This is a genomic window from Pseudenterobacter timonensis (genome assembly GCF_900021175.1).
In the GTDB taxonomy this organism is placed as follows: Bacteria; Pseudomonadota; Gammaproteobacteria; order Enterobacterales; family Enterobacteriaceae; genus Enterobacter; species Enterobacter timonensis.
In genome coordinates this window covers 553964-574937 of sequence record NZ_FCOP01000013.1, presented here as the reverse complement: position 1 = coordinate 574937, position 20974 = coordinate 553964, and the positions used below count along the sequence as shown (strand labels likewise).

Annotated in this window: 22 protein-coding genes; 14 read left to right on the top strand and 8 right to left on the bottom strand. The window is 58.1% G+C overall.

Annotated features, from left to right (window positions below; translation table 11 throughout):
- Positions 1-67: 67 nt before the first annotated feature.
- The 6 genes from folE to mglC all read left to right on the top strand — a co-directional run bounded on the left by folE (position 68) and on the right by mglC (position 7005).
- A complete protein-coding gene (gene folE / locus BN3796_RS18095; RefSeq protein WP_061709739.1) occupies positions 68-736 on the top strand; it encodes a GTP cyclohydrolase I FolE in 669 nt (222 codons plus the stop codon).
- A 14-nt stretch (positions 737-750) separates the two neighbouring features.
- Positions 751-1908 (top strand): DUF418 domain-containing protein YeiB, encoded by a 1158-nt coding sequence (yeiB, locus tag BN3796_RS18090; protein ID WP_061709738.1) that lies wholly within the window; start codon positions 751-753, stop codon positions 1906-1908.
- Positions 1909-2064: 156 nt separating this feature from the next.
- Complete coding sequence (gene galS, locus BN3796_RS18085) at positions 2065-3087, top strand: HTH-type transcriptional regulator GalS (RefSeq protein ID WP_061709737.1); 1023 nt, start codon at positions 2065-2067, stop codon at positions 3085-3087.
- Between the two features lie 292 nt (positions 3088-3379).
- Positions 3380-4378, top strand: a complete 999-nt coding sequence (gene mglB, locus BN3796_RS18080) for a galactose/glucose ABC transporter substrate-binding protein MglB (RefSeq protein ID WP_061709736.1) — start codon at positions 3380-3382, stop codon at positions 4376-4378.
- An 80-nt stretch (positions 4379-4458) separates the two neighbouring features.
- Positions 4459-5979, top strand: coding sequence for a galactose/methyl galactoside ABC transporter ATP-binding protein MglA (gene mglA / locus BN3796_RS18075; protein ID WP_061709735.1), 1521 nt, complete (start codon positions 4459-4461; stop codon positions 5977-5979).
- Positions 5980-5994: 15 nt separating this feature from the next.
- Complete coding sequence (mglC, locus tag BN3796_RS18070) at positions 5995-7005, top strand: galactose/methyl galactoside ABC transporter permease MglC (RefSeq protein ID WP_061709734.1); 1011 nt, start codon at positions 5995-5997, stop codon at positions 7003-7005.
- A gap of 199 nt (positions 7006-7204) precedes the next feature.
- On the opposite strand, the gene sanA is transcribed toward mglC, so the two are convergent.
- The 5 genes from sanA to BN3796_RS18045 form a co-directional block, all read right to left on the bottom strand.
- Positions 7205-7918: an outer membrane permeability protein SanA gene (gene sanA, locus BN3796_RS18065; protein ID WP_061709733.1), complete on the bottom strand. Its 714-nt coding sequence runs from the start codon at positions 7916-7918 to the stop codon at positions 7205-7207.
- Positions 7919-8047: 129 nt separating this feature from the next.
- Positions 8048-8932 (bottom strand): cytidine deaminase, encoded by an 885-nt coding sequence (gene cdd / locus BN3796_RS18060; RefSeq protein ID WP_061709732.1) that lies wholly within the window; start codon positions 8930-8932, stop codon positions 8048-8050.
- A 126-nt stretch (positions 8933-9058) separates the two neighbouring features.
- Positions 9059-9754, bottom strand: a complete 696-nt coding sequence (locus BN3796_RS18055; RefSeq protein ID WP_061709731.1) for a CidB/LrgB family autolysis modulator — start codon at positions 9752-9754, stop codon at positions 9059-9061.
- Complete coding sequence (locus BN3796_RS18050; protein ID WP_061709730.1) at positions 9751-10149, bottom strand: CidA/LrgA family protein; 399 nt, start codon at positions 10147-10149, stop codon at positions 9751-9753. Before BN3796_RS18050 ends, BN3796_RS18055 begins: the two co-directional genes overlap by 4 nt.
- A gap of 136 nt (positions 10150-10285) precedes the next feature.
- Complete coding sequence (locus BN3796_RS18045; RefSeq protein ID WP_061709729.1) at positions 10286-11209, bottom strand: LysR substrate-binding domain-containing protein; 924 nt, start codon at positions 11207-11209, stop codon at positions 10286-10288.
- Positions 11210-11378: 169 nt separating this feature from the next.
- On the opposite strand from BN3796_RS18045, the gene mhbT reads away from it, so the two are divergent.
- From mhbT to BN3796_RS18020, 5 genes are read left to right on the top strand one after another with little or no spacing between them, the layout of a single operon-like run.
- Positions 11379-12728 (top strand): 3-hydroxybenzoate transporter MhbT, encoded by a 1350-nt coding sequence (gene mhbT / locus BN3796_RS18040; RefSeq protein WP_061709728.1) that lies wholly within the window; start codon positions 11379-11381, stop codon positions 12726-12728.
- A gap of 11 nt (positions 12729-12739) precedes the next feature.
- The gene (gene gtdA, locus BN3796_RS18035; RefSeq protein ID WP_061709727.1) at positions 12740-13768 is read left to right on the top strand and encodes a gentisate 1,2-dioxygenase; all 1029 of its coding nucleotides are present in this window, start codon (positions 12740-12742) and stop codon (positions 13766-13768) included.
- Positions 13769-13782: 14 nt separating this feature from the next.
- On the top strand, positions 13783-14484 hold the full coding sequence (locus tag BN3796_RS18030) for a fumarylacetoacetate hydrolase family protein (RefSeq protein WP_061709726.1): 702 nt from the start codon (positions 13783-13785) through the stop codon (positions 14482-14484).
- Positions 14485-14492: 8 nt separating this feature from the next.
- A complete protein-coding gene (maiA, locus tag BN3796_RS18025; protein ID WP_061709725.1) occupies positions 14493-15137 on the top strand; it encodes a maleylacetoacetate isomerase in 645 nt (214 codons plus the stop codon).
- 18 nt (positions 15138-15155) lie between these two features.
- On the top strand, positions 15156-16349 hold the full coding sequence (locus tag BN3796_RS18020) for a 3-hydroxybenzoate 6-monooxygenase (RefSeq protein WP_061709724.1): 1194 nt from the start codon (positions 15156-15158) through the stop codon (positions 16347-16349).
- A 120-nt stretch (positions 16350-16469) separates the two neighbouring features.
- On the opposite strand, the gene BN3796_RS20795 is transcribed toward BN3796_RS18020, so the two are convergent.
- Complete coding sequence (locus tag BN3796_RS20795) at positions 16470-16664, bottom strand: hypothetical protein (RefSeq protein ID WP_155848013.1); 195 nt, start codon at positions 16662-16664, stop codon at positions 16470-16472.
- 99 nt (positions 16665-16763) lie between these two features.
- On the opposite strand from BN3796_RS20795, the gene dusC reads away from it, so the two are divergent.
- Complete coding sequence (gene dusC / locus BN3796_RS18015) at positions 16764-17693, top strand: tRNA dihydrouridine(16) synthase DusC (RefSeq protein ID WP_061709723.1); 930 nt, start codon at positions 16764-16766, stop codon at positions 17691-17693.
- 38 nt (positions 17694-17731) lie between these two features.
- Here dusC and yohP read toward each other — a convergent pair whose 3' ends face one another.
- Positions 17732-17815 (bottom strand): small membrane protein YohP, encoded by an 84-nt coding sequence (gene yohP / locus BN3796_RS21265; RefSeq protein WP_015572324.1) that lies wholly within the window; start codon positions 17813-17815, stop codon positions 17732-17734.
- A 222-nt stretch (positions 17816-18037) separates the two neighbouring features.
- Here yohP and mdtQ point away from each other — a divergent pair, with 222 nt between their 5' ends.
- Positions 18038-19456, top strand: a complete 1419-nt coding sequence (gene mdtQ, locus BN3796_RS18010) for a multidrug resistance outer membrane protein MdtQ (RefSeq protein ID WP_061710058.1) — start codon at positions 18038-18040, stop codon at positions 19454-19456.
- A 50-nt stretch (positions 19457-19506) separates the two neighbouring features.
- Complete coding sequence (locus BN3796_RS18005; RefSeq protein WP_061709722.1) at positions 19507-20280, top strand: SDR family oxidoreductase; 774 nt, start codon at positions 19507-19509, stop codon at positions 20278-20280.
- 27 nt (positions 20281-20307) lie between these two features.
- On the opposite strand, the gene BN3796_RS18000 is transcribed toward BN3796_RS18005, so the two are convergent.
- Complete coding sequence (locus tag BN3796_RS18000) at positions 20308-20883, bottom strand: DedA family protein (RefSeq protein ID WP_061709721.1); 576 nt, start codon at positions 20881-20883, stop codon at positions 20308-20310.
- Positions 20884-20974 lie beyond the last annotated feature (91 nt).

Sequence of the window (20974 nt, the reverse complement as noted above, 5' to 3'; positions counted from 1 at the left end):
CGCACAATGAGCGCACACTTTCGCCTTACATCGAGCGAGAGACAGCCACACCTGCAGGAGAAAAAGCATGCCATCACTCAGTAAAGAAGCCGCTCTCGTTCACGAAGCGCTGGTTGCCCGCGGTCTGGAAACCCCGCTGCGCCCGCCCGTTAACGAGATGGATAATGAAACCCGCAAGCGCCTGATCGCCGGTCACATGACCGAGGTTATGCAGCTGCTGAACCTTGATCTGAGCGATGACAGCCTGATGGAGACGCCGCACCGTATCGCCAAAATGTACGTTGACGAGATCTTCTCCGGTCTTGATTACGCCAACTTCCCTAAAATCACCGTCATTGAAAACAAGATGAAGGTGGATGAGATGGTGACGGTGCGCGACATTACCCTGACCAGCACCTGTGAACACCATTTTGTTACCATCGACGGCAAGGCGACGGTGGCCTATATCCCGAAAGATTCGGTGATTGGTCTCTCCAAGATCAACCGCATCGTGCAGTTTTTCGCCCAGCGCCCGCAGGTACAGGAGCGCCTGACCCAGCAGATCCTGACCGCGCTGCAGACGCTGCTCGGCACCAACAACGTGGCGGTCTCTATCGACGCGGTTCACTACTGCGTGAAGGCGCGCGGCATCCGCGATGCGACCAGCGCCACCACCACCACCTCGCTGGGCGGCCTGTTCAAGTCCAGCCAGAACACCCGCCAGGAATTTCTGCGCGCGGTGCGCCACACTAACTGATACAGGACAGGATCATGGAACGTAATGTCACGCTGGACTTTGTACGTGGCGTGGCCATTCTGGGGATCCTGTTGCTGAATATTAACGCCTTCGGCCTGCCGAAGGCGGCTTACCTCAATCCCGCCTGGTATGGCGATATCACCCTCCGTGACGCCTGGACATGGGCGATTATGGATCTCTTCGCCCAGGTAAAATTCCTGACGCTCTTTGCTCTGCTCTTTGGCGCCGGGCTACAACTGTTGCTCAGGCGCGGCAAGCGCTGGATCCAGTCTCGCCTGACGCTGCTCGTCCTGCTCGGTTTCCTTCACGGCCTCTTGTTCTGGGATGGCGATATTCTGCTGGCTTACGGGCTGGTGGGGCTTATCTGCTGGCGGATGATACGCGACGCACACAGCGTTAAAAGCCTCTTTAACACCGGCGTGATGCTCTATCTGGTTGGCCTCGGCGTGCTGGTGCTGCTGGGGCTGATGGCGGGGGATACCACCAGCCGCAGCTGGGTGCCGGATGCGGCGAACCTGCAGTATGAGCAGTTCTGGAAACAGCAGGGCGGCATGGAGGCTATCGGCAATCGCGCCGACATGCTCGGCGATAGCCTGATTGCGCTGGGGGCGCAGTACGGCTGGCAGCTTGCCGGGATGATGCTGATGGGCGCCGCGCTGATGCGCAGCGGCTGGCTGCGCGGCCAGTTCAGCCTTCGCCACTACCGCCGGGTGGGGGCAGGGCTGGTGCTGCTCGGCATGGCGATTAACCTGCCGGCGATTATCCTTCAGTGGAAGCTGCACTGGGATGTGCGCTGGTGCGCGTTCCTGTTACAGGCCCCGCGCGAGCTGAGCGCGCCGTTTCAGACTGTGGGCTACGCCGCGCTGATCTACGGCTTCTGGCCGCAGCTGGCGCGGCTTAAAGTCGTAGCGGCAGTCGCCTGCGTCGGCAGAATGGCGCTCAGCAACTATCTCCTGCAGACCCTGATCTGCACCACGCTTTTCTACCGGTTTGACCTGTTTATGAAATTCGACAGGCTCACGCTGCTGACGTTCGTTATTCCGGTCTGGGCGATCAATCTGCTCTTCTCTTACTACTGGCTGCGCGTTTTCCGCCAGGGGCCGGTGGAATGGCTGTGGCGACAGTTAACCGCGCGTGCGTCAGGTGTTTCATTATCTGATACATCCAGATAACGATCTGGATCACAATCATTAACAAAACGGATGTAAGCGCTTTCATCCGTGTGAGCTTCTTCACGTAGTCCCCGCCTGCTCGCTGCCAGAATAGCCACCTTGCTTAACACAGGGGGGTGTCTGTGAGTTGCTGCAATCTTTTAAAGGATGGGGAATATGATCACCATTCGTGACGTGGCCCGCCTGGCGGGCGTTTCCGTTGCCACCGTTTCGCGCGTGCTTAACAAAAGCGCGCTGGTCAGCCCTGAAACACGCGAAAGCGTGATGAAAGCGGTGACGCAGCTCGGCTACCGCCCCAACGCCAATGCCCAGGCGCTCGCTACCCAGATGAGCGACACCATCGGCGTGGTGGTGATGGATGTTTCTGACGCCTTTTTCGGCGCGCTGGTCAAAGCGGTGGATGTCGTCGCCCAGCAGCACCAGAAATATGTGCTGATCGGCAACAGTTACCACGAGGTGGAAAAAGAGCGTCACGCCATCGAAGTCCTCATCCGCCAGCGCTGTAACGCGCTGATTGTTCACTCCAAGGCCCTGAGCGATGAAGAACTTTCCGGTTTTATGGATCAGATCCCCGGTATGGTGCTGATTAATCGCATCGTGCCCGGCTACGCTCACCGCTGCGTGGGGCTGGATAACGTCAGCGGAGCGATGATGGCGACGCGAATGTTGCTTAATAACGGCCATCAGCGTATCGGCTATCTCGCCTCCAGCCACCGTATTGAAGATGATGTGATGCGCCGCGAAGGGTGGCAAAACGCCCTGCGCGAGGCGGGGATTACCCCTGCGGAGAGCTGGGTTGGCACCGGCACGCCGGATATGCAGGGCGGGGAGGCGGCGATGGTCGAACTGCTGGGCCGGAACCTTCAGCTCACTGCGGTGTTTGCCTACAACGATAGCATGGCTGCCGGGGCGCTGACCGCGCTCAAGGATAACGGTATCGCCATTCCCCAGCATCTTTCATTGATTGGTTTCGATGATATTCCCATCGCCCGTTACACCGATCCGCAGCTTACTACGGTGCGTTATCCCATCGCCTCAATGGCGCGGCTGGCGACAGAGCTGGCGCTACAGGGGGCCGCAGGGCTGCTCGATCCCAGTGCAACGCACTGCTTCATGCCGACTCTGGTACGCCGCCATTCGGTTGCCCAGCGGCAAACTGTGGCGCCGATCACTAACTGATAACGGAACGTGATGTAACCGTTTTCAATCTGTGAGTAATTTCACAGTATCTTAACAACCTGCTGACTATGATGGCAGCGTTTTAGAGCCTGAAACGTTATGTAACGGCAAGTAAATCATTCCTGCATAACCGACATGTTCCTGAACCAAAAAAACGCATTTCTGGAGCCTTACCGAACACGGAAGAAAAGAATTTTTATAAGTGAAATTCGGCTGTCAGTAACGTTTTTTTCGCTTCCTGCCCGCCGTCCGTTATTCACAAGAACTACCCTGCATAAATACCGGAGATACCATGAATAAGAAGGTGTTGACCCTTTCTGCTGTTATGGCAAGCATGCTTTTTGGCGCAGCAGCGCACGCCGCTGATACCCGTATTGGCGTGACGATTTATAAATATGATGACAACTTTATGTCGGTTGTGCGCAAGGCGATTGAAAAAGATGCGAAAACAGCGCCGGACGTACAGCTGCTGATGAATGACTCCCAGAACGACCAGTCCAAACAGAACGACCAGATCGACGTTCTGCTGGCGAAAGGGGTTAAAGCGCTGGCGATTAACCTGGTCGACCCGGCGGCAGCCGGTACGGTCATCGAAAAAGCGCGCGGCCAGAACGTGCCGATTGTTTTCTTCAACAAAGAACCTTCCCGTAAGGCGCTGGACAGCTATGACAAAGCCTATTACGTGGGCACCGATTCCAAAGAGTCCGGCATTATTCAGGGCGATCTGATTGCCAAACACTGGGCGGCGAACCCGAACTGGGATATGAACAAAGATGGTCAGATCCAGTTTGTGCTGCTGAAAGGCGAGCCGGGCCACCCGGATGCGGAAGCGCGTACCACTTACGTTATCAAAGAGCTGAACGACAAAGGGCTGAAAACCCAGCAGCTGGCGTTAGATACCGCCATGTGGGATACCGCCCAGGCGAAAGATAAGATGGACGCGTGGCTCTCCGGTCCAAACGCCAACAAAATCGAAGTGGTTATCGCCAACAACGACGCGATGGCAATGGGTGCAATTGAAGCGCTGAAGGCGCATAACAAAGCTTCGGTCCCGGTATTCGGCGTAGATGCCCTGCCGGAAGCGCTGGCGCTGGTGAAATCGGGCGCGATGGCCGGTACGGTACTTAACGACGCCAACAACCAGGCGAAAGCGACTTTTGATCTGGCGAAGAACCTCGCCGACGGTAAAGGCGCCGCTGATGGCACCAGCTGGAAAATTGAAAATAAAATCGTTCGCGTACCTTACGTGGGCGTAGACCAGTCCAACCTGGCTGAGTTTATCGGTAAATAATCACGTTTTGCCTGTTCTCACAGGGCGCAATTCGTTGCGCCCTTTTATAACGCGCTATGCGAGGCCGACAAGGTATAATTATGGTCAGCACTACTCCTCCATCGTCAGGCGAATACTTGTTGGAAATGACCAATATCAACAAGTCTTTTCCCGGCGTTAAGGCTCTCGATAATGTTAATTTAAAGGTTCGTCCTCACTCTATTCACGCGTTGATGGGAGAGAACGGCGCCGGTAAATCGACATTATTAAAGTGTCTTTTCGGGATCTATCAAAAAGATTCTGGCAGCATTCTATTTCAGGGCAAAGAGATCGATTTCCATTCCGCCAAAGAGGCGCTGGAAAACGGTATTTCCATGGTGCACCAGGAGCTGAACCTGGTTCTGCAACGTTCCGTGATGGACAATATGTGGCTGGGGCGTTATCCCACCAAAGGCGTATTTGTCGATCAGGATAAAATGTATCGCGATACGAAAGCGATTTTCGATGAGCTGGATATTGATATCGATCCGCGGGCGCGCGTCGGCACGCTCTCCGTGTCGCAGATGCAGATGATCGAAATCGCCAAAGCGTTCTCTTACGACGCGAAAATCGTCATTATGGACGAGCCGACTTCGTCATTAACGGAAAAAGAGGTAAATCACCTGTTTACCATTATCCGTAAACTGAAAGAGCGCGGCTGCGGCATCGTCTATATCTCGCATAAGATGGAAGAGATTTTCCAGCTGTGCGATGAAATTACCATCCTTCGCGACGGGCAGTGGATCGCCACCCAGCCGCTGGAAGGGCTGGACATGGACAAAATCATCGCCATGATGGTGGGGCGCTCCCTCAACCAGCGCTTCCCGGATAAAGAGAACAAGCCGGGCGAGGTGATCCTCGAGGTGCGCAATCTTACCTCCCTGCGCCAGCCCTCAATTCGCGACGTCTCCTTCGACCTGCATAAAGGCGAGATCCTCGGTATTGCCGGGCTGGTGGGGGCCAAACGTACCGATATCGTTGAGACGCTGTTTGGTATCCGCGAGAAGTCGCAGGGCACCATTACGCTGCACGGCAAAAAAATAAATAACCATAACGCCAACGAAGCCATTAATAACGGCTTTGCACTGGTGACGGAAGAGCGTCGTTCCACCGGGATTTACGCCTATCTGGATATTAACTTTAACTCGTTAATCTCCAATATCCGGAACTACAAAAATAAAATCGGCCTGCTGGATAATTCCCGCATGAAAAGCGATACCCAGTGGGTAATTGACTCCATGCGCGTGAAAACGCCTGGCCACCGCACGCAAATAGGTTCACTTTCGGGAGGGAATCAGCAGAAGGTCATTATCGGCCGCTGGTTATTAACCCAGCCGGAAATTCTGATGCTCGATGAACCGACGCGCGGTATCGACGTGGGGGCAAAATTCGAGATTTACCAGCTGATTGCCGAGCTGGCTAAGAAGAACAAAGGGATCATTATTATTTCATCCGAAATGCCGGAACTGTTAGGGATCACAGATCGTATTCTGGTGATGAGCAATGGCCTCGTCGCTGGAATTGTTGACACCAAAACGACAACGCAAAACGAAATTTTGCGTCTTGCGTCTTTGCACCTTTAAGATCAGGGGCTCCTCATGAGTGCGTTGAATAAAAAAAGTTTTCTCACTTATCTGAAAGAAGGCGGTATTTACGTTGTTCTTTTAGTCTTGCTGGCTATTATTATTTTCCAGGACCCCACTTTCTTAAGTCTGCTGAACTTAAGTAACATTCTGACACAGTCTTCGGTGCGTATTATTATCGCGCTCGGCGTGGCGGGACTTATCGTCACTCAGGGGACAGACCTCTCCGCCGGGCGTCAGGTTGGCCTGGCGGCGGTGGTGGCGGCCACGCTGCTGCAGTCGATGGAGAACGCCAACAAGGTCTTTCCGGAGATGGCGACCATGCCGATTGCGCTGGTGATCCTTATCGTGTGCGCCATTGGCGCGGTGATCGGCCTGATTAACGGCATCATCATCGCCTACCTCAACGTGACGCCTTTTATCACCACTCTGGGCACGATGATCATCGTCTACGGTATCAACTCCCTGTACTACGATTTTGTGGGGGCGTCGCCTATTTCAGGCTTTGACAGCGGCTTCTCGACCTTTACGCAGGGGTTTGTGGCGCTAGGGAGCTTCCGCCTCTCCTATATTACCTTCTACGCCCTCATTGCCGTGGCGTTTGTCTGGGTGCTGTGGAACAAAACCCGCTTCGGGAAAAACATTTTCGCCATCGGCGGTAATCCGGAAGCGGCGAAGGTCTCGGGCGTGAACGTGGCGTTGAACCTGCTGATGATCTATGCCCTGTCTGGCGTGTTTTACGCCTTTGGCGGGATGCTGGAAGCGGGACGCATCGGATCGGCAACCAACAACCTCGGCTTTATGTACGAACTGGATGCGATTGCGGCCTGCGTGGTGGGCGGCGTCTCCTTCAGCGGCGGCGTGGGGACGGTGCTGGGCGTAGTGACCGGTGTGATTATCTTTACCGTCATCAACTACGGTCTGACCTATATCGGCGTTAACCCGTACTGGCAGTACATCATCAAGGGCGCCATTATTATTTTCGCAGTGGCGCTGGATTCCCTGAAGTACGCGCGCAAGAAATAAGCGCAACAATAAAAAACCCGCAGCGATGCGGGTTTTTTTGTCTTTGCAGTTTATGGCTGCGGTGGCAGAAGCGCCCGGTGGCGCTGCGCTTACCGGGCCTACAAAACCGTACCGTAGGCCGGATAAGGCGAAGCCGCCATCCGGCGGATGTTTATCCACTCCACAGGACGGATAAGGCGAAGCCGCGATCCGGCAGAGGTTATCTCTTTTTCTGCAGCTCAAGCAGCTGCTCTGGCGTCACCGCCGGATAGCCCTGGGCGTTCTCCGGCACCTCCTGCAACGCCGGGATCGGCACCAGCGGGCCCAGGAAACGCGGCTCGCGTTTAAAAAGATAAAGGTCGGCCAGTGCTCCGAAGCGGGCGCCGAACTCACGTACGCGGACGCTCAACATATCTTTCGGCGAAGGCACCGCATAACACTGGGCCTGAATCCCCATGTGCAGGGCGATAAACAGCGCTCGCTCGCAGTGAAAACGCTGGGTGATGATAATAAAATCGTTCGTATCAAACACTTTACGGGTACGCACAATGGAGTCCAGGGTACGAAAACCGGCGTAATCGAGCACAATGTCCGCCGGGTCGACGCCGCCCGCGATCAGATCCTTACGCATCGTCACCGGCTCGTTATAGCTCTGCTGGGCGTTATCCCCGCTCAGCAGCAGGTAATTAACCTTGCCGCTGTTATAGGCGTTGAGGGCGCCCTGAATGCGGTAACGATAATACTGATTGATCACCCCGGTGCGGTAATATTTCGCGGTACCGAGTACCACCCCCACCTGACGGTAGGGAAGATCCTGCAAATCGTCGAAAATATAGGGGGCGGTTTTCCAGCTCATCCAGCGGTCGAGGCCAAGCACCGTTAACAGCAGTATGCCGAACAGGACAGACAGGCTGTAAAACAGACGCTTTAACATGAAGTTGACTCGTACCAAAGATGAAATTTCACTCAGGCTACTTTACCCGTTCGTTAATCGCAAGAAACGGCGGTTCGATTGCCGGGAAATTCATCGACAGGCACGGGCCGTGGGGCCCGCACCAGACTATCAGGCGAGGAGAATACGGTCGAAGCGGTCGCAGCCCAGCGCGCGCAGAGTGGCGGCGGTCGCGTCCCACTGGATAAGCGGGGCGTCGGCTTTTTCGGCCAGAATAGCGCGCTGGATATCGGGGTAGTCGTAGCCGTTTAAGCTCAGCAGGTTCAGCGCCCCCTGCAGCGGCGGCAGCGTCGGGTTGAACGCGGCATTTTCGGCGTAGCTGCCGGTAAAGATGCGCCCGTCGCGACATTCCAGCGCCACGCCGCTCGGCGACTGGCTGTAAGGGGTATGGCTGGCGTTCGCCGCGTTGACTGCCGCCTGCGCCAGCGCGTCGCCGGTCGGAGTAAAGCCGTGGTGCTGCTCATCCATCAGCAGGGTTTTGATCTCTAAATCTTTAGGCCCAAAGGCATCAGGCAGATAGTCGCGCAGGGTGTGGGGCGCACGGCCCGGCAGGTTAATGCGCAGCTCCAGCCCGCTGTTCAGCTCGTTCATAAACTGGCGGCAGTGGCCGCAGGGGGTGTAGTTGACGGTAATGGCGCTAAGCCCTTTTTCACCGCGCAGCCAGGCGTGGCTGATAGCGCTCTGCTCGGCGTGAACCGTCTGCTGCATGGTGGCGCCGAGAAACTCCATATTGCCGCCGAAGTACCAGGTTCCGCTGATGCCGCGGGCAATGGCGCCCACGTTAAAATGGGAAAGATCGGCGCGGGCGCAGGCGGCGGCCAGCGGCAGCAGGGCGAAAGCCAGCGCGTCTTCGTCCAGCCCGGTTGCTTCTTTAAGCGTCGCGACCTGCGCGGCCGTCAGCAGGGCGGGGAAATGGGTATCCGCCAGAATCGGGGCAAGGGCTGACTGCAAATTTTCGGCAAGCCCGGCAAAGGCAGTATGAAAACGTGGATGCATGGCGTTATCTCCAGGATTAATGGATCGGTAGTGTACGGAGCCGCCTGGCCTTTATATGTGATCCAAGTCTAATTATGTATGCAACTTATGAAATCGCAATGAAAATTGCGCGACGCATCGCAAATTTTAGCCCACTACGGCAAGGATCACCGGGAAGAGAAACGGCGCCACCAGCGAGGTAATAATCCCGCAGATCACCAGCGCCAGCGAGCTGAACGCCCCCTCCTGATAGTCCATCTCCGCGCAACGCGCCGTACCGAGGGCGTGGGACGCGGTGCCCATCGCCAGGCCGCGCGCCGCTTTGGTGCGAATTTTCATCAGATTCAGCAGGGTATGGCCAAAGACGGCGCCGAGGATCCCCACAAAAATCACGCATACCGCGCTGATGGCCGGGATGCCGCCGATGCTGCCGCCCACCGCCATGGCGATCGGCGTGGTGACCGATTTTGGCAAGATCGAGGCGGCGATCTGCGGCGATGCCCCCATCAGCAACGCCACCGAGGTGCCGGTGACCATCGCCACGACGCTACCGACGAAGCAGATGGTGATGATCGATTTCCAGCGGGCGCGGATCTGGTGCAACTGCTCATAGAGCGGGTAGGCCAGCGCCACCACCGCAGGCTGCAGCAGGTCGTTGAGGATTTTGCTGCCGGCGAAATAGCGCTCATAGGGGATGCCGGTGAAGAGCAGAAACGGGATAATAACCACCATCGCCACCAGCAAAGGGTTAAGCAGCGGCATCTTAAACCGCGCAGCGAGCTTGCGGGCCGCGAAAAAGACCGCCAGGGTGAGGGGCAGGGACCACCAGATATTGGCCATCATTTTTTAGCTCCTTTCTGACCGATAACGTTGCGCTCGCCGTGTACCAGATCCGAACTCCAGCTCACCACCAGAAAGACCACCAGCGTGCTGATGGCGCAGGAGACCACAATTGGCCCGAACTGCGCTTTCAGCACCGCATAATATTGCATTACTCCCACCCCAATCGGCACAAACAGCAGCGCCATATAGCGGATCAGCACAAAGCAGCCCGGATTTACCCATTTGGCTGGCAGGATTTGCAGCGCCAGCAGCACGAAGAGGATCAGCATGCCGATGATACTGCCAGGAATAGTGATCGGTAGCAGGGAAGAGAGGAAAATGCCGGCATAAAGGCAGGCGTAAATAAGCACGAATGCACGCAGGTATTGCCAGATGATATTCAGTGATTTGAGCATGGTATTCACCTCTGGTGGAATGCATTCATCATACAATTAAGACTTAAAATGTGCTACCGATCACATCATGAATTCTAAGCATACCTGATATAGATAAGCGGAACGTCGGTTATCTGGCGACTCTTCGCTGAACAATTTACTCCCCGGCCTGGGCAGGGTGAGAGAGATAGTAAAGAAAGCGACTCAGCGCCAGCGAAGGGCTGTCCGTTTTGCGCCAGAATACGCCGACGCTCCCTTTCTGCTCAATGCGCGGCAGCGCCAGAATCGAAAGCTGCCCCTGGCGGGCGTAACGCCCCGCCAGGCGTAAAGAAAGGATAGAGATCATATCGCTGCTTTGCAGGAGGTTGACGCTGACGTTCATGGAGGCCGATTCGATGGTATTCTCCGGCAGCTTCACGCCGTTCTCCACCAGCGCGTTGTCGATACTCTGGCGAATCGGCGTCCCGGTGGGCCAGACGATCCAGCGCCAGGGGGCAAGATCGTTCCAGGTCAGGCGGCTGCGGCAGGCCAGCGGATGATCGGTGCGCGCCACAAAGCAGACCGGCTCGGTGTAGAGCACCTCATAGTTGAGCGGCAGCTCCAGCGCCCGGCCGCCGATACGCCCGACCACCACATCCACCGCCCCGGACTGCAAATCGTGCAGCAGCGGCGTCATTACCTTCTCTTCGATATTCAGGTGCAGCGTCGGCATCTCAGCCAGCAGGGGGAAGATGGCCTGGGAGACGCAGTCGGTGGCCACCGGAGAGCAGCCGATCTTCAGACTGCCGACCAGTCCGCCCTGTTTAAAACGCTCCATCTCAAACTGCGAACGCTCGATATCGTTGATCAGTCGCTGCGCGTGTTGCAGCAGCAGCTTGCCCCCCTCCGAAACGCGCAGCCCCTTGCTGTGCCGCTCAAAGAGCGTAAGGCCCAGCTCCTCTTCAAACTGGGTAAGCCATTTCGACAGCGCGGGTTGGGTGATATGCATCCTCTTCGCCACCAGGGTCAGATTTCCCTGTTCTCCCAGCGCCACCAGCATCTTCAGATGATGCAGCTTCAGTTTCTGCGTCCAGTCCGCCATTTGGCATAACCTCCAGGTTATGGATGTGCATGAAAAGCCATTGTACAACTCATTTCACATGTCACAAGATGGCAACATAACAGCATAAAAAGAAACATCTTACCCTGAGCCGTTCTGGCGCAAGCGTGAACGGAAATGTGGATAACCTGCACATACCGAGGCCCTCCCTATGATGCAACGACGTGAACTACAGGCGCTTATCGACGTCGCCCCCATCGGCGCGATGCAGTGGCGCGTCATCATCTGTTGTTTTCTGGTGGTGATGCTGGATGGTTTTGATACCGCGGCGATTGGCTTTATCGCGCCCGCAATCCGGGAAAACTGGCAGCTCAGCGCAGGCGAACTGGCGCCGCTCTTTGGCGCAGGCCTGCTGGGTTTAACCGCCGGGGCGCTGCTCTGCGGCCCGCTCTCCGACAGGCTGGGGCGCAAGCGGGTGATTGAGTGGTGCGTGGCGCTGTTTGGACTCTTTAGCCTGCTGTCGGCCTTCTCTCCAAATCTGGAAACCCTCATCGTTCTGCGCTTTCTGACCGGCCTGGGGCTCGGCGGCGCGATGCCGAATACCATTACCATGACCTCAGAGTATCTGCCTTCCCGTCGTCGCGGCGCGCTGGTCACCCTGATGTTCTGCGGCTTTACCCTCGGCTCAGCGCTGGGTGGGATCGTCAGCGCCCAGCTGGTGCCGGTCATCGGCTGGCACGGCATTCTGGTGCTGGGCGGCGTCCTGCCGCTGGTGCTGTTTTTCGCGCTGCTGGCGGTGCTGCCGGAATCCCCCCGCTGGCTGGTACGTCGTCAGCGCCCGCAGACGGAGATACGCCGTACCGTGAGCGCCATGACGGGGGAAGGCTATGGCGAAACGGAGTTCTGGCTGGATGAACCGGCCGCCACTCAAAAAGGGAGTATCAGCCAGCTCTTTACCGGGCGTCAGCTTACCATCACGCTGATGCTGTGGGTGGTGTTCTTTATGAGCCTGCTTATCATCTATTTACTTTCGAGCTGGATGCCGACACTGCTGAACTATCGCGGTATCGACCTTCAGCACGCCTCCTGGGTCACCGCGGCGTTCCAGACAGGCGGCACGCTGGGCGCGCTGTTGCTCGGGGCGCTGATGGATAAATTCAACCCGTTCCGGGTGCTGGCGATAAGTTATGCGCTGGGCGCGGTCTGTATCGTGATGATTGGCCTGAGCGAAAACGGCCTGTGGCTGATGGCGGCGGCGATTTTTGGCACCGGCATCGGCATCAGCGGCTCGCAGGTAGGGCTTAACGCGCTGACCGCCACCCTCTATCCCACGCAAAGCCGCGCCACCGGCGTGAGCTGGTCAAACGCCATTGGCCGCTGCGGCGCCATCGTCGGCTCTCTCTCCGGCGGCATAATGATGGCGATGAACTTCTCATTCGACACCCTCTTTTTTGTCATTGCCGTACCGGCCGCCATCAGCGCCGTCATGCTGGCGCTACTCACCCTGGCCGTGCGTCATGTACCCGAATCGCTGCCCGTCACGGGCGCGGTGAAAAGTTAAGGAGAATAATAATGACCTCTGACGTAAAACACGATCGCCAGCAGTTCTATCAGCACATTGCCGGGCAAAACCTGACGCCGCTGTGGGAGTCGCTGCATCATCTGGTGCCGAAAACGCCGAACGCCAACTGCGCGCCCGCTTACTGGAACTATCAGGAAATACGCCCGCTGCTGCTGGAGAGCGGTACCCTGATCGGCGCGAAAGAGGCGGTACGCCGCGTGCTGGTGCTGGAAAACCCGGCTCTGCGCGGACAGTCATCCATTACCTCATCGCTCTACGCCGGTCTGCAACTGATCATGCCGGGCGAAGTGGCGCCGAGCCATCGCCATAACCAGTCGGCGCTGCGCTTTGTGGTGGAAGGGCAGGGCGCCTTTACCGCCGTTGACGGGGAGCGCACCCGGATGAGTCCGGGCGACTTTATCCTTACCCCGCAGTGGCGCTGGCACGACCACGGTAACCCGGGCGATGAGCCGGTAGTCTGGCTGGACGGCCTGGATCTGCCGCTGGTGAACTACCTCGGCTGCGGTTTCGCCGAAGATTATCCGGAGGAGCAGCAGCCGGTGACGCGCAAGGAGGGGGACTACCTGCCGCGCTACGCCGCCAACATGCTGCCGCTGCGCCATCAGGCCGGTAACTCCTCGCCGATTTTCAACTATCGCTACGACCGCAGCCGCGATGCGCTGCACGACCTGACCCGCATGGGCGAGGCCGACGAGTGGGACGGCTACAAGATGCGCTACGTCAACCCGGTTACCGGCGGCTACCCGATGCCCTCCATGGGCGCCTTCCTGCAGCTGCTGCCGAAAGGCTTCCATTCCCGCCAGGCGCGTACCACCGATAGCACCATCTACCACGTGGTGGAGGGGAGCGGCGAGGTGACCATCGGCAACCAGACCTTCAGCTTCAGCGCGAAAGATATTTTTGTGGTGCCGACCTGGCACAGCGTCTCTTTCCGCACGCCAGAAGAGAGCGTGTTATTTAGTTTTTCGGACCGGCCAGTCCAGGAAGCCCTGGGGCTGTTCCGTGAAGCGCGTTATTAATCAGGAGAAGAACAATGAGCAACTATGTATTTGAACCCCAGGCCCCGGTGGCGATTCCGGTCGCTGGCAGCGAGGAGCAGTTCCCGGTACGCCGCGTCTACTGTGTAGGCCGTAACTACGCCGCGCATGCCCGGGAGATGGGTTTTGACCCGGACCGCGAGCCGCCGTTCTTCTTCTGTAAGCCCGCCGACGCCGTGGTGCCGGTCGCCGCGGGCGAAACCCTGAACCTGCCTTACCCGGCGCAGACCGACAACTACCACTATGAGATCGAGCTGGTGGTCGCCATCGGTAAAAAAGGCAGCGACATCCCGCTGGAAGAGGCCCAGGAGTATATCTGGGGATATGCCACCGGTCTGGATATGACCCGCCGCGATCGCCAGATGGAGATGCGCCAGATGGGACGCCCGTGGGAGATCGGCAAAGCGTTCGACCTCTCCGCCCCGATTGCGCCGCTGCACAAGGTGGCCGACGTGCCGTCTCTCGACAAAGCCCCCATCTGGCTGCAGGTTGACGGCCAGGATCGCCAGCGCAGCGATATCGAACACCTCATCTGGGATGTGAAAGAGACCATCAGCTATCTCTCCGGCTTCTTCGAGCTTCAGCCAGGGGATCTGATCTTCACCGGCACGCCGGAGGGCGTTGGCGCGGTTGTGAAGGGCGAAACCATCACCGGTAACGTAGAGGGGTTAACCCCCATTTCGGTGAAAATTGTCTGAGGTGAGCGATGAAGCTGTACAGTTTTTTTAATAGTTCCGCCTCGTATCGCGTCCGCATCGCGCTGGCGCTGAAGGGCATTGACCATGAGACCGTGGGGGTCAACATCCGTATCGGCCAGCAAAATTCGCTGGAGTACCGGCGTCTCAATCCGGTGGGGCTGGTGCCTGCGCTGATCACCGATGAGGGCGACGCGCTGGGGCAGTCGCTGGCGATTACTGACTGGCTGGACAGACATTTTCCGCAGCCGCCGCTGCTGCCGACGAACGATCCGGAGCGTATGCGGGTGCTGGAGGTGGTCTACGCCATCTGTTGCGATATCCACCCCATCAACAATCTGCGGGTGTTGCGCTACCTCAGCGACGAGCTGAAGGTGAGCGAGGAGGAGAAAAATCGCTGGTACGCACACTGGATCCAGCAGGGGCTCAGCGCGGTGGAGCAGCTGCTGCGCCGCAGCGATGTCGGCCCGTTTTGTGTTGGCGCTACGCCAACGCTGGCGGACTGCTGCCTGGTGCCGCAGTGGGCGAACGCGCTGCGAATGGGCTGTGATTTGAGCGGCTATCCGCGCTGTAAAGCGGTCTATGAGGCCTGTATGGCGCTGCCTGCCTTTATCACCGCCGCCCCTGAAAACCAGCAGGATAAGATCCCGGCGTAAACGGAGAAGGAGAAAAATATGGCTAAAGTCACGCGGGCTATTATTGTCGGCGGCGGTATTGGCGGCGCGGCGACCGCGCTCTCCCTGGCCCGTCAGGGCATTCAGGTCATGCTGCTGGAGAAAGCGCACGAGATCGGCGAAATTGGCGCCGGGATCCAGCTGGGGCCGAACGCGTTTTCGGCGCTCGACAGCCTCGGGGTGGGCGACGTGGCCCGCCAGCGCGCGGTCTTTACCGATCACATCACCATGATGGACGCGGTGAACGGTGAAGAGGTGATTCGCATTGAAACGGGAGAGGCGTTCCGGGAGCACTTTGGCGGCCCCTATGCGGTGATCCATCGGGTGGATATTCATGCCACCGTCTGGGAAGCGGCCCTGCAGCACCCCGGGGTGAACTACTGCACCTCGACGCAGGTGGTGGATATCCGCCAGACCGACGACGAGGTCACCGTGTTTGACGACAAGGGCAACAGCTGGACCGCGGATATTCTGATCGGCTGCGACGGCGTGAAGTCGGTGGTGCGGCAAAGTCTGCTCGGCGATACCCCTCGCGTGACCGGCCACGTGGTCTACCGGGCGGTAGTGGAGCGGGAGGATATGCCGGACGATCTGCGAATCAACGCGCCGGTACTGTGGGCGGGGCCGCACTGTCACCTGGTTCACTATCCGCTGCGCGGCGGGAAACAGTACAACCTGGTGGTGACCTTTCACAGCCGTGAAAAGGAGGAGTGGGGCGTGCGCGACGGCAGTAAGGAAGAGGTACTCTCCTATTTTGAAGGCATTCACCCGCGCCCGCGCCAGATGCTGGATAAACCGACCTCCTGGCGGCGCTGGTCCACCGCCGACCGGGAGCCGGTCGGCAAGTGGGGCAACGATCGTATCACGCTGGTGGGCGACGCCGCGCATCCGGTAGCGCAGTATATGGCGCAGGGGGCCTGCATGGCGCTGGAAGATGCGGTTACGCTGGGCAAGGCGCTGACCGAGTGCGGCGGGGATGCGGCCAGCGCGTTTGCGCTCTATGAGTCGGTGCGGATCCCGCGCACGGCGCGTATCGTCTGGTCAACCCGCGAGATGGGGCGACTGTACCACGCGGCAGGGGTGGAGCGGCAGGTACGTAATCTGCTCTGGAAGGGGAAAACGCAGGCGGAGTTTTATCGCGGTATAGAGTGGTTGTACGGGTGGAAAGAGGATAATTGCCTGCAGCCGCGGTAGCCTGATTGCCGATGGCGTTGCGCGCGCATAGCCTTTGTAGGCCTGATAAGCGCAGCGCCATCAGGCGTTTTAGCGCACAAAGCCTTTGTAGGCCTGATAAGCGCAGCGCCATCAGGCGTTTTAGCGCACAAAGCCTTTGTAGGCCTGATAAGCGCAGCGCATCAGGCGTTTTAGCGCACATAAGCCTTTGTAGGCCTGATAAGCGCAGCGCATCAGGCGTTTTAGCGCACAAAGCCTTTGTAGGCCTGATAAGCGCAGCGCCATCAGGCGTTTTAACGCACATAGCCTTTGTAGGCCTGATAAGCGCAGCGCCATCAGGCGTTTTACCCTTCGCCGCCAGCCGCCCGCGTCTGGCAGTGGAAAGCTGCATGCAGAGGCGCTACCATAGCGCCTCTTTTTTTTCCGGGTAACGATATGCGTGTTTTACTGGCCCCGATGGAAGGCGTGCTTGACTCGCTGGTGCGCGAGCTGCTGACCGAGGTGAATGATTACGATCTCTGCGTCACCGAGTTTTTGCGGGTGGTCGATATGCTGCTGCCGGTAAAATCGTTCTACCGGCTCTGCCCGGAGCTTCACCGCCAGAGCCGCACCTCCTCCGGTACGCTGGTGCGTATACAGCTGCTCGGCCAGCATCCCCAGTGGCTGGCGGAAAACGCCGCCCGGGCGGTGGAGCTTGGTTCGTGGGGCGTGGATCTTAACTGCGGCTGCCCGTCGAAAATGGTCAACGGCAGCGGCGGCGGCGCCACGCTGCTGAAAGATCCCGACCTTATCTATCGCGGGGCGAAAGCGATGCGCGAAGCGGTGCCGGCTGAGCTGCCGGTCACGGTTAAGGTGCGTCTTGGCTGGGATAGCAGCGCGCGCCAGTTTGAAATTGCCGATGCCGTTCAGCAGGCGGGCGCCACGGAGCTGGTGGTGCACGGGCGCACCAAAGAAGACGGTTATAAAGCCGAGCGCATCAACTGGCAGGCGATTGGCGAGATCCGCAAACGTCTGACCATTCCGGTTATCGCCAACGGTGAAATCTGGGATTACGAGAGCGCGCAGGCCTGTATGCAGCAGACCGGCTGCGAGGCGGTGATGATTGGCCGCGGGGCGCTGAACGTGCCTAACCTCAGCCGGGTAATCAAATATAACGAACCCCGCATGCCTTGGCCGGAAGTCATGACCCTGCTGCAAAAATATACCCGGCTGGAGAAGCAGGGGGATACCGGCCTCTATCACGTGGCGCGCATTAAACAGTGGCTGAGTTATTTACGTAAAGAGTACAGCGAGGCGCTGACCCTTTTTCAGCAAATTCGTACTCTGCAAAGTTCGGCGGAAATTGCGCGGGTGATTGCGCAGTAACGTCAGCCGACCGCGCGGGCGCGCGGTCGGGTCCATCCTCAGAAAATCATCTTAAATACGCCGGTAACCACCAGCAGGCCGATCAGAAAGATAATTAAAATAACCCACAGTAAGATTTTCATTCCCTGCTCCGTTGCCAGTTGCACTTGTATAAAGAAAGTGTAGCAGCCTGACGGCAGGTAAAATCCATAAGCATTGTTAATACATCTAATTCACTAATTTATAACAAAAATATTTTTCTGATTGTGTGCAAGTATGACATTTTACGGATTGCCACGACTTCCTAAAAAAAAGTGCAACAGCAGGCGTATTTTGCGTTTTTCTTTTTGCCTGTGAATGCCGCTATGAAACGTTCCGCTTCTCTGCTTATTTGTCTTCCTCTCTCTTGTCTGCTTGTCGCTTGCGCGCCGGGGCACGATACGGCGCCGTCGCTCAGCAGGCAAGCTCCCGCCGCCCGAATCGACACCACGCTTATCACCCGCCAGTGGCCGAAAAACAGCTGGTGGAAAGATTTTCACGATCCGCAGCTCGACAGGCTGATCGACAAGGCGCTGGCGGACTCCCCGGACATGGCGATTGCCCGTCAGCGCATCGTGCTGGCGCAGGCGCAGGCGCAAATGGCGGAATCCGCAGACGGCCCGCGCCTCGATTTTTCAGGCGATGTGGAGCGGCAAAAGATGTCGGCTGAAGGGGTAATGGGTCCCTTCGCCCTTAACGATCCGGCTGCCGGCACCACCGGGCCGTGGTACACCAACGCCACCTTCGGCCTGACCGCCGGATGGGATCTGGATCTGTGGGGTAAAAACCGTGCCCTGGTTGAATCCCGGGTCGGGCGAGTGAATGCGCAAAAAGCGGAGATGGAGCAGGCCCGCCAGCTGCTGGCTACCAGCGTGGCACGTCTCTACTGGCAATGGCAGACCGAATCGGCCATCAGTAACCTGCTGACGAAGGTTAAGCAGGAGCAGCTGAACATTATCGGCGCCGACCGCGCGCTTTATCAGCACGGCATCACCTCCTCGGTGGAAGGGGTGGAAACCGACATCAACGCCAGCAAGACCGAGCAGCAGATTGCGGGCGTGCAAGGCAGAATGAAGGAGATCGAGGTCCGCCTGCAGGCGCTGACCAACTCGCCCTCCATTACCCTGACGCCGCACGCGCTGCCGAAGGTGGAGGCCTCGCTGCCCCCGACGCTGGGCTATGAGCTGCTGGCCCGCCGCCCGGATCTGCAGGAGGCGCGCTGGTACATTGAATCCTCTCTCAGCGAAGTCGACGCGGCAAAAGCGGCCTTCTATCCCGATGTCAACCTGATGGGCTTTTTGCAGCAGGATGCGCTGCACCTGAGCGATCTCTTCCGCTCGTCAGCCCAGCAGATGGGGGTGACCGCCGGCTTCTCCCTGCCGATTTTTGACAGTGGACGGCTGAACGCCAACCTCGATATCGCCCAGGCGCAAAGCAATCTGTCGGTGGCGAACTACAACAAAGCGGTGGTGGATGCGGTGAATGAAGTCGCCCACAGCGCCAGCCAGGTCGAGACGCTGATGCAAAAAAACCAGCATCAGCAGCAGGTGGAGTCCGATGCCGAACGGGTTGTGCAGCTGGCCCAGGCGCGCTTTAACGCCGGGATTATTGCCGGCTCCCGTCTGAGCGAAGCCAAAATCCCCTCCCTGGAGGAGCAGATCGCCGGGCTTACGCTGAAGGGGCAGTATGTGGACGCCACGCTACAGCTCACTTCCGCGCTGGGCGGCGGTTACCATCAGGGTTAAACCGCGGGCGTTATCTATACTTACCTCTTTGTACACTTCTGGAGGTAGGTATGGGAACAACGCAACGCGTGGCTATCGTCACGGCATCTGATTCAGGGATCGGCAAAACCACGGCGCTGATGCTGGCTGAACGCGGGTTTGATATCGGCGTCACCTGGCACAGCGACGAAGAGGGTGCGCAAAAGACCTGTCGCGAAATCGAAGCGCTGGGTCGCCGCGCCGAAGCCGTACAGCTCGATTTGAGCCATCTTCCCGACGGGGCGAAAGCGCTGGAGACGATTATCGCTCGTCTAGGGCGTCTCGACGTGCTGGTAAACAATGCGGGCGCCATGACCAAAGCCCCCTTCCTGGAGATGGACTTTGAGGCCTGGCGCTCGATCCTCACCGTGGATGTGGATGGCGCCTTTCTCTGCTCGCAAATTGCCGCCCGACAGATGGTAAAACAGGGCGAGGGCGGGCGGATTGTCAATATCACCTCGGTACATGAGCATACGCCGCTGCCGGAAGCCAGCGCCTATACGGCAGCCAAACATGCTTTAGGCGGCTTAACCAAATCGATGGCGCTTGAGCTTGTGAGTCACAAAATCCTCGTCAACGCCGTGGCGCCTGGCGCCATTGCCACTCCGATGAACGATATGAGCGAGAGCGAGGTGAAAGAGGGGTCGATGCCGAACATTCCGCTCGGCCGGCCGGGTTATACCCGGGAGATTGCGAGCCTCGTCGCCTGGCTGTGCGATTCCGATGCCAGCTACACCACCGGCCAGTCCTTTATCGTGGACGGCGGTTTTATGCTGGCGAATCCGCAGTTTAAGCCTGCGGAGTAACGGTTAGCCAAAGGGGGGGAGATCGCTTTAGCGGCGCTTCTCCCGCCTTTTTTCCCGGTACATAAACCCGAGCCGGATGCCCACCACGATCGCGACCGCCAGAATCACCCAGATCCAGTGTTTAAGGTGCTGATCCAGGCTGTGCAGCCAGGGACCGATCACCTCTCCGCCCGCGTACCCGATTGAGGTGAATATCAGCGCCCAGGCTAATGCCCCCACGATATTCAGCGGCAAAAAAATCTTCGGCGGCAGGCGGCTGGCGCCTATCAGCAGCGGCCCGATAATGCGAAAGCCGTACATAAAGCGAGTGCCGATCACAAACAGGTAAGGGTGGTTCTGGATAAGCCGCTGCGCGCGATGGATCTTTTTACGGTGCTTCTTGAAGCGGCCCAGCAGCCGGGAGCCGAAGCGCAGCCCCAGCAGATAGAGCACCTGATCGCCAATCATGCCGCCCAGCGCCACGGCGGCTACCACCAACGGAAAACGCAGCAGACCCTGATGGGCCGCCACGCCGCCAAGCAGGGTAATCGTTTCACCCTCGGCCATGCTGCCGACAACCAGCGCCGCATAGCCGTAATGCGCAATCAGACTGTTGATATCCATGGGGTAAACGTCGTCTCCCTGAAAAAACCAGCTTTAAGCATACACTCTCTCGTTCACGATGCGGGCAACTACAGAGGATTCCAGGCAACGC

Excerpts from the sequence above, each read along its gene's own strand:
- folE (WP_061709739.1), top strand. The coding sequence starts at position 68 with ATGCCATCACTCAGTAAAGAAGCCGCTCTCGTTCACGAAGCGCTGGTT.
- yeiB (WP_061709738.1), top strand. The coding sequence starts at position 751 with ATGGAACGTAATGTCACGCTGGACTTTGTACGTGGCGTGGCCATTCTG.
- galS (WP_061709737.1), top strand. The coding sequence starts at position 2,065 with ATGATCACCATTCGTGACGTGGCCCGCCTGGCGGGCGTTTCCGTTGCC.
- mglB (WP_061709736.1), top strand. The coding sequence starts at position 3,380 with ATGAATAAGAAGGTGTTGACCCTTTCTGCTGTTATGGCAAGCATGCTT.
- mglA (WP_061709735.1), top strand. The coding sequence starts at position 4,459 with ATGGTCAGCACTACTCCTCCATCGTCAGGCGAATACTTGTTGGAAATG.
- mglC (WP_061709734.1), top strand. The coding sequence starts at position 5,995 with ATGAGTGCGTTGAATAAAAAAAGTTTTCTCACTTATCTGAAAGAAGGC.
- sanA (WP_061709733.1), bottom strand. The coding sequence starts at position 7,918 with ATGTTAAAGCGTCTGTTTTACAGCCTGTCTGTCCTGTTCGGCATACTG.
- cdd (WP_061709732.1), bottom strand. The coding sequence starts at position 8,932 with ATGCATCCACGTTTTCATACTGCCTTTGCCGGGCTTGCCGAAAATTTG.
- BN3796_RS18055 (WP_061709731.1), bottom strand. The coding sequence starts at position 9,754 with ATGATGGCCAATATCTGGTGGTCCCTGCCCCTCACCCTGGCGGTCTTT.
- BN3796_RS18050 (WP_061709730.1), bottom strand. The coding sequence starts at position 10,149 with ATGCTCAAATCACTGAATATCATCTGGCAATACCTGCGTGCATTCGTG.
- BN3796_RS18045 (WP_061709729.1), bottom strand. The coding sequence starts at position 11,209 with ATGGCGGACTGGACGCAGAAACTGAAGCTGCATCATCTGAAGATGCTG.
- mhbT (WP_061709728.1), top strand. The coding sequence starts at position 11,379 with ATGATGCAACGACGTGAACTACAGGCGCTTATCGACGTCGCCCCCATC.
- gtdA (WP_061709727.1), top strand. The coding sequence starts at position 12,740 with ATGACCTCTGACGTAAAACACGATCGCCAGCAGTTCTATCAGCACATT.
- BN3796_RS18030 (WP_061709726.1), top strand. The coding sequence starts at position 13,783 with ATGAGCAACTATGTATTTGAACCCCAGGCCCCGGTGGCGATTCCGGTC.
- maiA (WP_061709725.1), top strand. The coding sequence starts at position 14,493 with ATGAAGCTGTACAGTTTTTTTAATAGTTCCGCCTCGTATCGCGTCCGC.
- BN3796_RS18020 (WP_061709724.1), top strand. The coding sequence starts at position 15,156 with ATGGCTAAAGTCACGCGGGCTATTATTGTCGGCGGCGGTATTGGCGGC.
- BN3796_RS20795 (WP_155848013.1), bottom strand. The coding sequence starts at position 16,664 with ATGGCGCTGCGCTTATCAGGCCTACAAAGGCTATGTGCGTTAAAACGC.
- dusC (WP_061709723.1), top strand. The coding sequence starts at position 16,764 with ATGCGTGTTTTACTGGCCCCGATGGAAGGCGTGCTTGACTCGCTGGTG.
- yohP (WP_015572324.1), bottom strand. The coding sequence starts at position 17,815 with ATGAAAATCTTACTGTGGGTTATTTTAATTATCTTTCTGATCGGCCTG.
- mdtQ (WP_061710058.1), top strand. The coding sequence starts at position 18,038 with ATGAAACGTTCCGCTTCTCTGCTTATTTGTCTTCCTCTCTCTTGTCTG.
- BN3796_RS18005 (WP_061709722.1), top strand. The coding sequence starts at position 19,507 with ATGGGAACAACGCAACGCGTGGCTATCGTCACGGCATCTGATTCAGGG.
- BN3796_RS18000 (WP_061709721.1), bottom strand. The coding sequence starts at position 20,883 with ATGGATATCAACAGTCTGATTGCGCATTACGGCTATGCGGCGCTGGTT.